The 13723-nt window shown below is 44.4% G+C and carries 8 protein-coding genes; 6 read left to right on the plus strand and 2 right to left on the minus strand.

Annotated features, from left to right (window positions below; all coding sequences use genetic code 11):
• The first annotated feature begins 1 nt into the window (after position 1).
• A complete protein-coding gene (locus tag QE382_RS00260; RefSeq protein ID WP_307184210.1) occupies positions 2–928 on the plus strand; it encodes a hypothetical protein in 927 nt (308 codons plus the stop codon).
• A 159-nt stretch (positions 929–1087) separates the two neighbouring features.
• Here the strand turns inward: QE382_RS00260 and QE382_RS00265 are convergent, their stop codons facing one another.
• Together QE382_RS00265 and QE382_RS00270 are read right to left on the minus strand one after the other, a co-directional pair.
• Positions 1088–2734, minus strand: a complete 1647-nt coding sequence (locus QE382_RS00265; RefSeq protein ID WP_307184211.1) for a RagB/SusD family nutrient uptake outer membrane protein — start codon at positions 2732–2734, stop codon at positions 1088–1090.
• A gap of 5 nt (positions 2735–2739) precedes the next feature.
• On the minus strand, positions 2740–5790 hold the full coding sequence (locus tag QE382_RS00270; RefSeq protein ID WP_307184212.1) for a SusC/RagA family TonB-linked outer membrane protein: 3051 nt from the start codon (positions 5788–5790) through the stop codon (positions 2740–2742).
• 525 nt (positions 5791–6315) lie between these two features.
• On the opposite strand from QE382_RS00270, the gene QE382_RS00275 reads away from it, so the two are divergent.
• From QE382_RS00275 to QE382_RS00295, 5 genes are all read left to right on the plus strand, one after another.
• On the plus strand, positions 6316–6657 hold the full coding sequence (locus tag QE382_RS00275) for a helix-turn-helix domain-containing protein (RefSeq protein ID WP_307184213.1): 342 nt from the start codon (positions 6316–6318) through the stop codon (positions 6655–6657).
• A 146-nt stretch (positions 6658–6803) separates the two neighbouring features.
• A complete protein-coding gene (locus tag QE382_RS00280) occupies positions 6804–7388 on the plus strand; it encodes an RNA polymerase sigma factor (RefSeq protein WP_307184214.1) in 585 nt (194 codons plus the stop codon).
• Positions 7389–7444: 56 nt separating this feature from the next.
• A complete protein-coding gene (locus QE382_RS00285) occupies positions 7445–8608 on the plus strand; it encodes a FecR family protein (protein ID WP_307184215.1) in 1164 nt (387 codons plus the stop codon).
• A 67-nt stretch (positions 8609–8675) separates the two neighbouring features.
• A complete protein-coding gene (locus tag QE382_RS00290; protein WP_307184216.1) occupies positions 8676–12284 on the plus strand; it encodes a SusC/RagA family TonB-linked outer membrane protein in 3609 nt (1202 codons plus the stop codon).
• 12 nt (positions 12285–12296) lie between these two features.
• The gene (locus tag QE382_RS00295; RefSeq protein WP_307184217.1) at positions 12297–13721 is read left to right on the plus strand and encodes a RagB/SusD family nutrient uptake outer membrane protein; all 1425 of its coding nucleotides are present in this window, start codon (positions 12297–12299) and stop codon (positions 13719–13721) included.
• Positions 13722–13723 lie beyond the last annotated feature (2 nt).

Consider the following 13723-nt stretch of genomic DNA (forward strand, 5'->3'; position numbering starts at 1 on the left):
TATGAAAAAGAAATATTTATTGCTCCTTATCCTCTTCAGCATATTGCTTTCCTGCAAACGGGAAGGCGACAATATTTTCAATCAGTTTACGGAGGTTAAAGTGACCCTGCACCAAGAAAATGAATTTAATATTGGTACGTACAAGGATGTTGCTTTCGGAGACTCCATCTATGTCGATTTTACGATTAGCTCAGCTTCCAAAGACATGCATCAGGTATGGATCTTTTACAATGGCGCCGGTGCAGCAGCACTCAAAATCCCCTTGGCAGACGGCGAAAAAAGAAGCCTCCGCTATGTCTATAAAATTAAAGCCGATAAGGTGGGACTTACCACTTTTCGAATAATGGCGGTAGACAGCGAAGGCGTATTTATGGGCGATGGCTATACTTCAGTCACCTATAATGTAGTATCAGATTACGCCCATCTGAACAATCGCGTGCTCTATATGCCAGATAGCACAGCGCAAAGCAGCGCTTGCTTTATTGACTTGATGGAAGGAAAAACATATACGTATGCTGAAGCCAAAGCGAATGCAGGAAAAATCGATCTGGGGATGTATCGCACCTATAAAGTAGAAGCCAATGGTGCCATTACCTATTCCTATAATATCTATTCGCTACAAGCCAGTCCGATCCCCTTTAAAGCTTTTGACTTTACGGATCTATCTGGAAAAGGCCGGGCAACCTATTTTTCCGGTATACAGAACAATCAGGCATCCACATTTCTAAACACCTTAACATCTGGAACGGTTATTCAGAACAATGCAATTTCCCGCAAAACGACAAATCTTTCCCTCAATGATCTTAAAGTGGGCAGCATGTTCTACTTTAAGACCCCAGACGAAAAATACGGTGTCGTTATCGTCAATGCTTTGAGCGGATATGACAACAATCGCTATCTAAACATCAGCATTAAACGTCAAAACTAATTTGTCCCTTTTATCCCTTTATAGTATGGGGTACCGCAACTCTGCTGGTACCCCTAACATAATAACATTATTCAAATGAAAATTGCCACCCCCAATTGAAACAAAAAAAAGCGATGTATCCCTACAGCGTAGAAATACACCGCCCATCATCTAAATCACCTAGTAACCAGGATTTTGTTTTAAGTTGGGATTCATCGATATCTGCTGTTGAGGTATCGGAAACACCGTTTTGTTTTCAGCAGTAGGTTTATGATCCCACCACGTTGCGGTATGAAATTTACCATAACGGATTAAATCACGCCTCCTGAACCCCTCAAAAATAAACTCACGCCCACGCTCCGCCAAAAGTTCATCTAACGTCAGCGTACCCGTATTGTACTGTGCTGCCGCCCAGTCGGCATCCGCAAATGCCCGTTTTTTGCACCTATTAATCAAGTCAACTGCATCTTGTGAAGCCGTACCGCCGCTTTTGCGCATCAGCGCTTCGGCTTTCGCAAAATAAATCCAGCTTAATCGATAGACATTCCAATCGGTATTATTGTAATTTTCATTAACAGGTATAACGACACCGTTAACATTCCCTTCGACGTTATTTCCAATTTTATATTTGTTAAATCGGATTCCACTGTTTTCTTCACCGTCACTCATGGTAGACGATGTACCCCCCGATTTTGCCCGACGAATATAATCCACAAAGACAAGCTGTTCACCTTTATACTCTTCCGATCCTTCAACAATTTTACCGTCCACAAATTTCACCATCGGACCACTTAAAAACCATTCCTTTTTCCGTAGATCATTTGCTGCATACTGACCGAAAACACCGGGTACCAGCACAATCCCATTATTTCCATTTCTGCCACCGCCATAGATTTCACTCTGCACAAAATGATAGAATTCACTTGGAAAACCCGCCGAAAAATCCGCTTTTTTATAATCGTAAGCGATAGAAAAAATGGTTTCCTTCGATAGATCATTCGTCGGAGCATAAGCGTCCTTAATATTCGGATCTAATTCCATGGCACCATTCAAACCACCCCCGTCACCCGATATCAGCTTATCAGCAGCCGCGATACAGTCATCCCATCTCGGCTGTCCATACCATTTCTCAGCATTTAAATATAATTCGACAAGCATCGCGTACCCTGTAGCCTGCGACACCCGACCCAACATCGCACGCGATAATTTTGGGGCTAAGTCAATATTATCTCGAATTTCTTTCTCAATAAATTCAAACACTTCTTTGGTAGAAGAGGGCTCCGGAAGGGGTTCTTCAGCAGTGGTCGGCGCTTTTGTGGTTATCGGAATATTTCCGAAAAGATCCATCAGCTTCAGGTAGTGCAATGCGCGTAAAAGCTTAAGCTCGGCAATGTATTGATTCTTTTCTTCCGTTGTAATCCCCATACTGGCCACATCAGATTTTTCTAGAATATCGATGGGGCTATTACATAAGCCTACCCCCCAGTACATCAGTACCCAGGCTTGATTCAACCCACCTTCATCTACTGTCCAGGTATGGTAATGCAGGCGCTTCCATTTGCCATTATCTTCTCCATGCCGTCCTTTAGTTGGCCAGGCCAATTGGTCGGCCGATAATTCTGCCGGACGCCACCAGCCATCCTGCCCCGAGGGCGATATCCAAGCGTTGGCATGGGTATACGGTCGCAATACAGCAGATATTACTTCATTCTTATTTGCATAAAAATCTTCTGCAACAATAACATCGTAAGCATTTTCATCCAATTTTGTACAACTCGACGCACTTATGACGCACGCCAGCATTAAAATTTTAACAATATTTTTCATAGGAATTAGAAACTAAAATTTACACCAAACAAAAGCGACCGCGTATTCGGATAAGGACCACGGCTGTCAATCCCCAAGCGTTGCCCATTCACTTCATTCCCCAAACCCGTATCCAATACGAAATCCGGATCGTTGCCCGAGTAACCGGTTATCGTTGCCAGGTTTTGTACAGTCATGTAAGCGCGCAAGTTATTTACCCAGCTGTCATTTTTTAATTTAAATCGATATCCCAAGGTGACTTCGTCAATTTTTAAGTGACTTCCACTTTCGAGGTAGTAGTCCGAATACATATAGGTATCGTCGATGTCTTTGTATTTGGTGAAAGCATCTCTCAACAAGTTGCCCGACCACACTTTATTACCATACGAAAGCGCAGTCGTATTTAAGATGTCATAATCAAATTTCCCACGCATAAACACCCTCAGATCAAAGTTTTTATAAGAAAAGTTATTCGTCCACGAAAGATAATATTTAGGTACAGCATTGCCGATCACCGATAAATCCGAAGCGTTGAGATCATCCCGCGAATTATTGATCTGATCATTTCTTACCGCCTCACCATTTCGGTTATAAAACAGCCATTTCCCATCCGCATCAAATCCGGCAAATCTTTTACCGAAAAACTCGCCGATGCGATGTCCTTCATAGGTGGTAAATGCGTTGCCTAGGGCACCTGCTCCGCCAATGTCCCCAAACTCCTTATATTTGACCGTAAAAATATCATTCGAATAACTTTCCATTACATTCTTTAATGTACTCGCTGTAAAGTCCATATTCCATTTAAAATTTTCACGTTCAATGGCACGATAGCTGAGCGCAAGTTCAATACCTTTGGAAGAAAGCGTACCTACATTGGAATAGACATTCTCTCGTATATAAGGTGGTTGAGGGGTCGTGTACGTATCCAACAGGTCAACGGTTTTACGCTGAAAAACATCAATCGAACCCGAAAGTTTGTTGCTGAATAACGTGAAATCAACACCGATATTCGTCTCCTTTTTTGTCTCCCAACGCAAGTTAGGGTTGGGGTTACGATCAGGACCGTAGGTTTCCCGGTAGGCTCCGTCGGGGTATAGGTATTTTCCGCCGCCCCCTAATGTCAATCGGGAAGCATTGTTGGAAAACCCTGTATTTCCCGTTTCTCCATAACCCGCACGAAGCTTCAAATTGTTGATAAAATCAACATCCTGCATAAAGTCTTCATTGCTGATATTCCAGCCTACAGATACGGCAGGAAAACTCCCCCACTTATTGTTTGCACCAAATTTAGAAGAACCTTCTCGTCTAAGGATAAACTGAGCCATATACTTATCGGAATACGTATAATTTACCCGTCCAAAAAAAGCAATCAACGTATTGTCATTCTTGTAGCTGTCCATATTGGCACGACCATCGCGTAATGCTTGCCCTTCCGAGAGGTTATCCTCATGAAAACGATCATTTATAAAACCCCTATTATCTGCACTCTGCCCCTCCTCTTTCTCATAACGATAACTATAACCAGCTAATGCCGTTATGCTATGCTTCTCAGCAACGGTTGTGTTGTATTGCAGTGTGGGCTCAAACGCATACCGCTCATTCAGTAAATTCGATTTCGAAGCATAGCCGCCACCCGGATAATCCTCATCTTCCATAGACGCTTCACTGTTCAAAGCCCGATAGGCACCATCGATATAAGAGTTGCGTTGCACCGATCCAAACACACTGGCTTTAAGTCCCTCGATGATGGTAAGATCCGCCTTTCCATCCAGGGAAGAGGTCTGTTGCTTCCGGTAACTGGTTTCTGTAAATAAGCGCGCAAATTCATTTGTACTTGTGCGGTCGTAACGATACGACCCATCGTCATTAAAATTTGATAAAGTAGGATTTTTAGTGGCCTCACTCTCCCAGCCGCCCCCGCCCAACAGATTCGCATTGTTGGTATTCGTCGCAATGTTCATCAATACATTCAATCGGTCATTCAAACCTTTCTGGTTGATGCTGGCGCGCACCGTATATTCCTTCCGCGAATTTTCCTTGGCGATACCTTCCAGATTTCTGAAATTTACACTACCCCGATACGTGGTCGATTCATTGCCACCAGACAGGGATAGATTGTGATTTTGTGAAAAATTATCCTTGTTGATCAAATCGTCAAAAAAGTCTGTCGAATGGCCAAAATCCGGCTGGTTTAATTCCCCCGATGCAATTTTGTCCCTAAATTCCTGTGGAGTCAAAAAATCAGGTCTATTGTATACAAATTCCTTCCGAAAATAATTGGAATAGTTAAAGACCGATTTTCCTGGCTTCCCTCGCTTGGTCGTAATCAATATGACACCTGCGTTGGCACTGGTACCGTAGATCGCCGCGCCCGAACCATCTTTCAAAACATCCACAGACTCGATATCATCCTGTTGGAGCAGATCCGGATTTCCGCCAGGTATTCCATCGATTACAAATAAAGGACTCGCACTTCCGGTCACAGAAATTGCTCCGCGCAATTGCGTCGCCACGCCTGAATTTGGGTTCGAACCGCTTCTAGACACCTGTAAACCAGCCACCTTACCCTGTATAAGGTCTAAGGGATTTCGCGCACCACTTTGACGAAATTGGTCGGCGCTCACGTGCGCAACAGAGGAAGTGACCTCCTTTAACCTTTGTGTACCGTATCCGACAACCACCACTTCATCCAATTGACTCTGATCAGCCTCGAGTTGAATCGAAACACTGCTGTTCTCCACAAAGGCTTCTTTGGTTTTGTAGCCGATCGAAGTCGCCACCAGTACTTGCCCCGCCTTGGCATCCAGCGTAAAATTTCCCGATGCATCAGACTGTGTACTTTTAGCAGTTCCTTTGACGGTGATCGTTACACCTGCAATTGGCTTCCCATTGCTGTCCAGGACTTTACCTGTTAATTGTTGTTGGTTAGTTTTTGTCTCCTTCAGGAAACTGCTCTCCAAAATGGCTTTGGGAGCGGATTGGGCGTGATTGATCGTACCGGCCAGCACAATCAGTGAGAAAAACAACCTGGATTTCCCAGTCAAGCGCACCACTGTTTTTAAATCAACATTGTTCATGTTTAATAATCGTTGGTTTTAAAAACGATTTAGCATTTAGCCAAAATCGCATCTTGTTTAATAGTTAGCATTATATATCAATAGTTCGTTGGAATAACTCGGGCACATCTGCGCCGCCTGTTTTGCAGGTTTACAACAATCAATTAAACAAATCCCAAACCCATTTCGTTTGGCAAAATCGGTTTTGCATGAAAAATATATAGAAAAAAGGGAGTCTAATACAAGACTCCCTTACTACACCCCCTTTTACTAGGCCGCCAATTCCTCATGAGCAACGTATCAATCTTCTCTTTATCAAGGCCTAATCTTTTTTACTACTGACGCCACACCTTTCTTGTTATCCAGCGCTCTTGGCTGTTTCTTAATCGTATTGGAATACAACCAATACAGGCAAATGATCTGAAGCATATTGACCGGCCAGCGCACCGGATGAAACCAAGGTATAGCTGCCTCACTTTTTTAATACCGCCCAAAAAAATTGTTTATGCATTTTTTTTCGTATCTTCCCCCTCCACAAATCTTCAAATGAAAACATTAGGCAAAAAGATCAGGTTGCTCAGGCAACAAAAAGGTTGGACGCAACAAGAGGTTGCAAAGCAGTTGGACGTTTCAATTCCTGCATTTTCAAAAATGGAAACAGGAATTACAGATCTTAACCTCTCTCGGTTAAATCAAATCGCCAAGTTATTTAATTTGACTTTGGTGCAGCTGGTATCTAATTCGGATACAGACGACATTAAAGATTACAGCAACGAAATAAGCATGCTGGCCCGAAAGCTACAACAAAAAGACGATGAAATTATCCAAATCCGCAAAAAAATCATTGCGCTCTACGAGCAATTAGAAAAAGATACCCCAACACTATAAGCTCAGCCTATCCAAATTTTACAGCATAGCATCCTATCGGCTGAAAACTATTGCCATCAACAGGAAGTATTCAGCCGAAAAGTTGTAAATTTGACAGCTGGTTACAGATTTAATCCGCATAGAATCTGACCGTTGAAAAGTTTACTATGGATATTACTGCAGAAAATAAGCTATTGATTTCGCTTTCCCATGGCGACGAACAAGCTTTTTTTGCCTTATACGATCAGTATAGCCATGCCCTATTTTCCACTATTTTTCGAATGGTCAAAGATCGGCAGGTCAGTGAAGAGATCGTGCAGGATGTATTTCTAAAAGTCTGGCAAAAAAGATCGACCATTGACCCCACGCGAAGTTTTAAATCCTGGATTTTTACAATCGCTAAGAATGATGTGATCTCCTGGTATAGAAAATTAGCGAAGGAAGCCGAGATGCAGGAAAATTTATACCAGCATTTCGAACAGCTCTACCTGATGGAAAAAGAAGTTGATATCGAAGAAAAACAGTCCGCATTATTAGAAAAAGCGCTCAACACCCTAAGTGAGCGAAGAAGAGAAATATTTGTGCTGTGCAAAATAGAGCAGAAAAGCTACGAAGAGGTTGCTAAGCAATTGCATATTTCTGTATCCACCGTGAGTAATGCCATGGTCAAATCCAACCAACATATCCGCCAATTTGTGCAAGACCATTATGAAGAGATTTTAACAATTCTTGTCACATTCTATTTTTTTTAAAAAAAATGCCACAACGATAGTGTTTTTGCTAATAAGTTGCGTATTAACTTATAGATATGGCAAAAAAAATAGAAGATATTTACAAGAACTATTTAGATGGAAGTATCAATCGTGTCGACCTCGATAGACTGCTCCACCATTTTGAACGTGCCAGCGACGAACAGCTCGAACAGCTCACTGCTTTGGCCTCGATCGATATTGACCAAAATCAAATCGATCAACCTTTTGCGTCCCATATCGCCCGTATCAAACAAAGATTGGAAGATAGGCTAAACCAATCAGATGGATTAAACCAAGCGAACAAACAACCGCTTCGTTTAAGATACAAACAGCAGTGGTGGGCTGCCGCTTCCATTCTACTGGTCGCTGGACTGGCCACCTGGTTTTACCTCGCACAGCGCGTGGCACCTTCCGATATTGCAGCACCATCAGTACCCACCTTATATGTGAAAGATAAGTCTGGCAAAGAAATCGCCATTTTACCAAAAACAGATTCGGCATGGCAGATCGGCGAAATCGCATTCTCCCGTATCGACAGTCAAACGGTAAAAGTCACCGCGACAGGAAATACCCCAAGTCTGCAAACCATCTATACCCCCAACTCCGACTTTAGGATTATTCTGGAAGATGGCACCAAGATTACGATGAATGCAGCATCTACCCTCACCTTTCAGGTTCCTTTTGATGCGGTCAAAAGAGAAGTTTCGCTCGAAGGAGAAGGCTATTTCGATGTAGCTCACGAGGCACAAAGACCATTTACCGTTCATGCTGGAGCCGCAAACGTCGAAGTACTGGGCACCGTTTTCAACGTACGAAATTATGCGAGCGACGGACAGGTCACCACATCACTGCTGTCCGGACGGATCGCTTTGAACAAATCCGGAACCGCTCAGCGCATTGTGCTGCATCCGGGTGAAACGGCCATCACCGACCACAATGGAATACATCGGGAGAAGGTAGCGCCAAAGCAAGTTACCGCCTGGACGGCAGGCTACTTTGACTACCGCGATCAGTCGCTCCGTGTCATCTTAGCTGATTTGTCCAGATGGTATGGCGTCGAAGTCGATACCCTCCCGCTACCTAACGACCGGTCGATCTATATGAAGGTCCAAAAAAATATACCATTACAGGAAATGCTGAATCTCTTAAATGAAGCTAGCGGCCTCCATTTTCAATTGAACAATAAAAAAATCAGCTTAAAAACCATGTCTAAAAACTAACGCGTAACAATTCACTTTTAACAATACATATTTAACAACTAAATACTACATTAACCTACATTCTACCATGTCCTACCTAACCCCAAAGCGACCGGTATTTTTGCGGAAATACTTGAGTTTGGTCGCTGGAATTGCCTTGATGAGCATGATTGATCCGTACGAACTGCATGCACAACAAGTACAGTTAAATTTTAAAAATGCCGATGTCAAAGAAGTGATCACAAGCCTATCGGACCGCTACGGCTACGAATTTGTTTTTGACGGCAACCTGTTAAAATCAGCCCGCCCAATCAGTGCCAACCTCAAACTCTCGAGCGTTGCGGACGCGTTATCCATTTTGTTTAAGGATCAGCCCTTCAGTTACCGTCTGGAAAACAAGCGTATCATCCTTTATCGGAAAGCGGCATCCACCAATACTCAGCCTGTGCGCGGAAAGGTTATTGATAGCCTGGGCAATACCATTCCCGGCGTTTCAATCCACAGCCTACAGGACAATAGCCAGACGATGAGTTCCGGAGATGGCGATTTTGAACTGAATGTTGCCAACCCTGCAGACATCCAATTGTCTTTCAGCCACGTCTCTTTTCAAGAAAAAGTGATGCGTTTCAGTCCCGATCAAATTGCGCGGCCCGTGCGGGTCATGCTGAGCGCAAAAGAGTCTATGCTCAACGAAATTATGATCACAGGATATCAGCGCATCAGCAAAGAGCGTAGCCCTGGAGCGTATACCATGGTCAACAATGATCAGTTAAACAAACAGATCAACGTCGACTTAGTTTCCGCGCTCGAAGGCCAGGTAGCTGGACTGACCTATATCAAAAACCCTACGCGCTCTGCTGCAGATAGTCCCGTACTTCGCGGCATCGGCACCTATTCCAATGATGTCACCACCAATCCGCTTATCGTTGTAGACGACTTACCCACCGAGCTTACCCTGAGCGATATCAACCCCTATGACGTCGAGTCCGTTACCGTACTAAAAGACGCAACAGCAGCATCCATCTATGGCGCCCGGGCAGCCAATGGTGTTATTGTCGTCACCACTAAAAGAGGCAAAGGCCAAGGAGTTTCCGTCAACTTCAATGTCGATCAGTTCATCACGCAAAAACCGGATATCGCCAAGATGCATTACGCCAGCACTTCCGACCTGATCGACTATGAAATCGATGTGTACAATAAAGAACGATCGCGCTATGCGAATACCGAATCTTTGTTCAATTACTATGGAAGGTTGGGTAGTGGAAGTTTAAAATATTATTCCCCGTTGTACGATCTATTCCGTAAAGAATCTACCGGGGCCATTAGCCAGCAAGAACGCGAGGCGACGATCAATACCTGGCGCAACAACGATTATATTAAAGAGTTTACAGACAACGTCTGGCAGAATGAATCACGCCAACGGTATAACGCCAGCATGTCACAGAATTCGTCCAAAAGCAACACCTTTGTTTCATTCAACTACGATAAAGGAAAAGGTCTAGTACGCCATGAGAAGAATGAGAAATTCAACCTGTATTTGAAATCCAGCTTCAACGTCACCAAATGGTTAAATGCAACAGTGGGACTGAACGGTACCTACGGTGTCAATAAAGAAACCGATGGTGATTACAATAATGTATTTTTACAGCCACGGTATACACGCATCAAAGATGAAAATGGCAACCTCGTGTATGCACCATACGTTGACCTTTCAAGTTCCGTCGGCCCCGGATCGGCCATTAACGGCGAGACGGCAGAACAGATTGCTGCAAACCCAAATTTAAAAAGTACCGCCTTTAATGTGCTTGAAGCCTTAGGCGAAGGCATCGAGAGCAGAAAGAATTTGAATCTTCGCGCATTTACGGCTTTGCGGGCCACTATTTACAAAGGACTCTCTTTTCAAACACAGTTTTCCTATGAACTGGGACAAACATCCCGTGAAAGCTTCTACGACGAAGATAGCTACATGATGCGTGTTGCCTCAAATGCAATGGTCAGCTACAATGCGGCGACGGGAGTATACACCAAAAACCTGCCAGCAGGAGGCCGTTACTATCAATTCGAAGCCAAACGGTACAACTATACGTTCCGGAATCAATTTAACTATGATAATACCTTTGGCCAATATGGCCAGCATCAGCTAACCGCCCTGGCCGGCTTTGAGATGCGTCAGTCGCATACACCGCGTCCTATCCAACAATTGCTTGTGGGGTACAATCCCGTCACCTTGACCTCCACCACCATAGACTGGGCCACATTGAGCAAAACCGGTGTATCGAGCTATATCTATGGGGGCAATGTCCGATTGGGCGACTTGAATGGCGGTGCACAGAAAGAAACCTTACATCGCTACACCTCGCTCTATGCCAATGCCGGCTATACCTATAACAACAGATACAACCTAACAGGAAGTATCCGCGTTGATCAGGCCGATCTCTTTGGCGTAGACCCTAAGTTTAAATACCGCCCATTATGGTCTGTCGGAGCAGGGTGGAATGTCAGCAACGAAGACTTTATGAAAAACAGCGCATGGTTAAACTCGCTCAAGCTGCGCGCAACGTACGGTATTACCGGCAATGTGGATCAGGAAAGTTCCAGCTACGGTACCGCCACCTGGAAATCCGATAAGCTTTTCCCCTACCTGCAGTATCTCGAGCAAAAATCGTTGCCCAATCCCATGTTGCGCTGGGAGAAAACAGCAACGACCAACTTCGGTGTAGATATTTCAATTTTAGACAACCGCCTGTCTGCCACTATCGATGCCTATAATCGCTACAGCTCCGATTTGCTGATCAGTGCTATACTCGACCCAACTGTCGGAGCCAATTCACGTGTTATTAACAATGGGGCCTTACGCAACAAAGGAATCGAGTTTAACATCAATGGCGTGTGGCTCAAAAAGAAAGATCTCACAGCAAGCACCCAACTGGTATTCTCCTTCAACGAAAACAAGGTCGAGAAAGTGAATGGATTGACCGCTACCGCGCAATCCTATGTTGGCTCACCTAGCAATTACTTCTTTGAAGGCAACAGCTACAATTCCATTATGGCCTATCGCTATGCCGGCATGGTGAATGGTTATCCTTATTTTCTGGATCAGAACGGCGACTCCAATGTTATTTTTGATGAAAATGGCACCCCTACGAAGATCAATGATATCAATTCACCCGATGCATTGGTCAACTTAGGGACATTGTTTCCAAAATATACAGGATCCATCAATCAGCGTCTGCGCTATAAAGCATTTGATCTTTCGGCCATGTTTGTGTTCTCCGGCGGACATAAATTGCGCAAAGATGCCATTGACTTCGCAAGCGATAAACTGACTAACGCGGTTCTGGTGAACCGCTGGACAGCAGGAGCCATTAACGATTATCCCCGATTGATGGTCGATTATCCAGACAACCTACGGAGTGGCGCGAGCACCTTATCAAAGTTATGGCGCTATAGTGATCAGCAAATCGTCTCGGCAGATTATGTAAAGCTGAGAAACATAGCCGTAGGCTATCAATTACCTAAGCAATTGGCCCATAAAGCCGGAATGCAAAACGTCAGATTAACGGCGCAGGTCAATAATTTATGGACATGGAGCGCCGCCGGCAATGAGATCGATCCAGAGTCCTATTCGCTCAATAGTGGTACACGCACTTTGCCGCTGGCCAAATCATTCCTGATGGGACTTTCACTCACTTTTTAACCCGAATCTACGATGACTTTAAAAACTATAATGGCGGCTTTTGCGACTTTGGTCGTCTTTACCGCCTGCGATAAATACCTCGACATTACACCAAAAGGTTCCCAATTGGTGCGTACAACACAAGACTATTACGATCTGGTGGCTTACCCCAATAGAGGCTACCCCGTCAATAATTTTCAGTACCTGGTCGATGACCAATACCTTAAAGAATCTAATGTCATCGGTTTGACGCCGAACATCAATACCATCAACTTTTTGTTTCAGGAACAGGAAGACCGGGTCAGTCAACTCAACTCATCGAGCTTTTACAACCAGTGCTACAAATACATTGCACAGTGGAACATGATTATTTCCCTGGTGGATGAAAGCCCAGGCGATAGCCAATTGAAGACCCTGGCCAAAGCCGAGGCCAAGATGTTTCGAGCTTTCGATTATTTCCACCTCATCAATGTCTACGCCAAGGCCTACGATGCCAGCACGGCAGCGCAGGACGGCGGTGTCTGCATCATGGATAAATATGACCTGGAGGCCAAACCAGTCAAGTCGACAGTACAGCAGGTATACGATTTTATTCAAAAGGATATTGACGACGCTATACCCCATCTGCAGGAAAAACCCACCAATCCCTACCACCCATCGCTGGCCTTTGCTTATGCATTGAAAGCCAAGGTGCATCTTTTCAAAAGGGAGATTGCCGAAGCACAGGCGGCAGCCGAAAAAGCCATGCAGCTAAATGGACAGCTCATTGACCTGGTACAGTATGAAAAATTAGGCGGACCAAGTAAGACACCGATCATCGCCGAAAATAATCCCGAAGTATTGAGCTACATGTATATCAATGGCTACAGCGAAATGAACTTTGGGTACAGCTACATGTTAAGCCCCGAACTGACGAGCATGTTCGATAAAGAAGACAAGCGTTTTAGTTTATTCTATACCAAGACCAATGCCAGCTTCCTGGATATCGGCGCCGGCGCAAGTTACTATAATGTCAGATACACCGCATTTTTCTTCCCTACCGTGGGACTAAAAACACCGGAAATCTACCTGATGCTGGCCGAATGTTACGCCCGTCAAGATCAATATGCCAAAGCCATCAGCCTATTGAATAGCTTACGTAAAACCCGCATTGAAGGCGACAAGGCGATCTTGCCAGTTCCGACGACACGCAAGGAAGCGATGGATCTGGTTATTAACGAGCGCCGTCGCGAGCTGCCGATCGGGTACCACCGTTTCTTTGACCTGAAACGCTTAAATCTCGAAAAAGAATATGCCAAAACACTCGTCCGTGTCTTCCCGATTGTCAATAAGACGGTCGAGCAAAAGACCTATACGCTGGCACCAAACTCCAGAATGTACATCATTCCATTTCCATTGGATGCCATGAAGTTAAACCCAAACTTACGGTTAAATACAGACGAAGCCGTACCGTTTTAATA

The organism is Sphingobacterium zeae (assembly GCF_030818895.1).
GTDB classification, from domain to species: Bacteria; Bacteroidota; Bacteroidia; order Sphingobacteriales; family Sphingobacteriaceae; genus Sphingobacterium; species Sphingobacterium zeae.

Coding starts and splice junctions, on each gene's coding strand:
- QE382_RS00260 (WP_307184210.1), top strand. CDS start 2: ATGAAAAAGAAATATTTATTGCTCCTTATCCTCTTCAGCATATTGCTT.
- QE382_RS00265 (WP_307184211.1), bottom strand. CDS start 2,734: ATGAAAAATATTGTTAAAATTTTAATGCTGGCGTGCGTCATAAGTGCG.
- QE382_RS00270 (WP_307184212.1), bottom strand. CDS start 5,790: ATGAACAATGTTGATTTAAAAACAGTGGTGCGCTTGACTGGGAAATCC.
- QE382_RS00275 (WP_307184213.1), top strand. CDS start 6,316: ATGAAAACATTAGGCAAAAAGATCAGGTTGCTCAGGCAACAAAAAGGT.
- QE382_RS00280 (WP_307184214.1), top strand. CDS start 6,804: ATGGATATTACTGCAGAAAATAAGCTATTGATTTCGCTTTCCCATGGC.
- QE382_RS00285 (WP_307184215.1), top strand. CDS start 7,445: ATGGCAAAAAAAATAGAAGATATTTACAAGAACTATTTAGATGGAAGT.
- QE382_RS00290 (WP_307184216.1), top strand. CDS start 8,676: ATGTCCTACCTAACCCCAAAGCGACCGGTATTTTTGCGGAAATACTTG.
- QE382_RS00295 (WP_307184217.1), top strand. CDS start 12,297: ATGACTTTAAAAACTATAATGGCGGCTTTTGCGACTTTGGTCGTCTTT.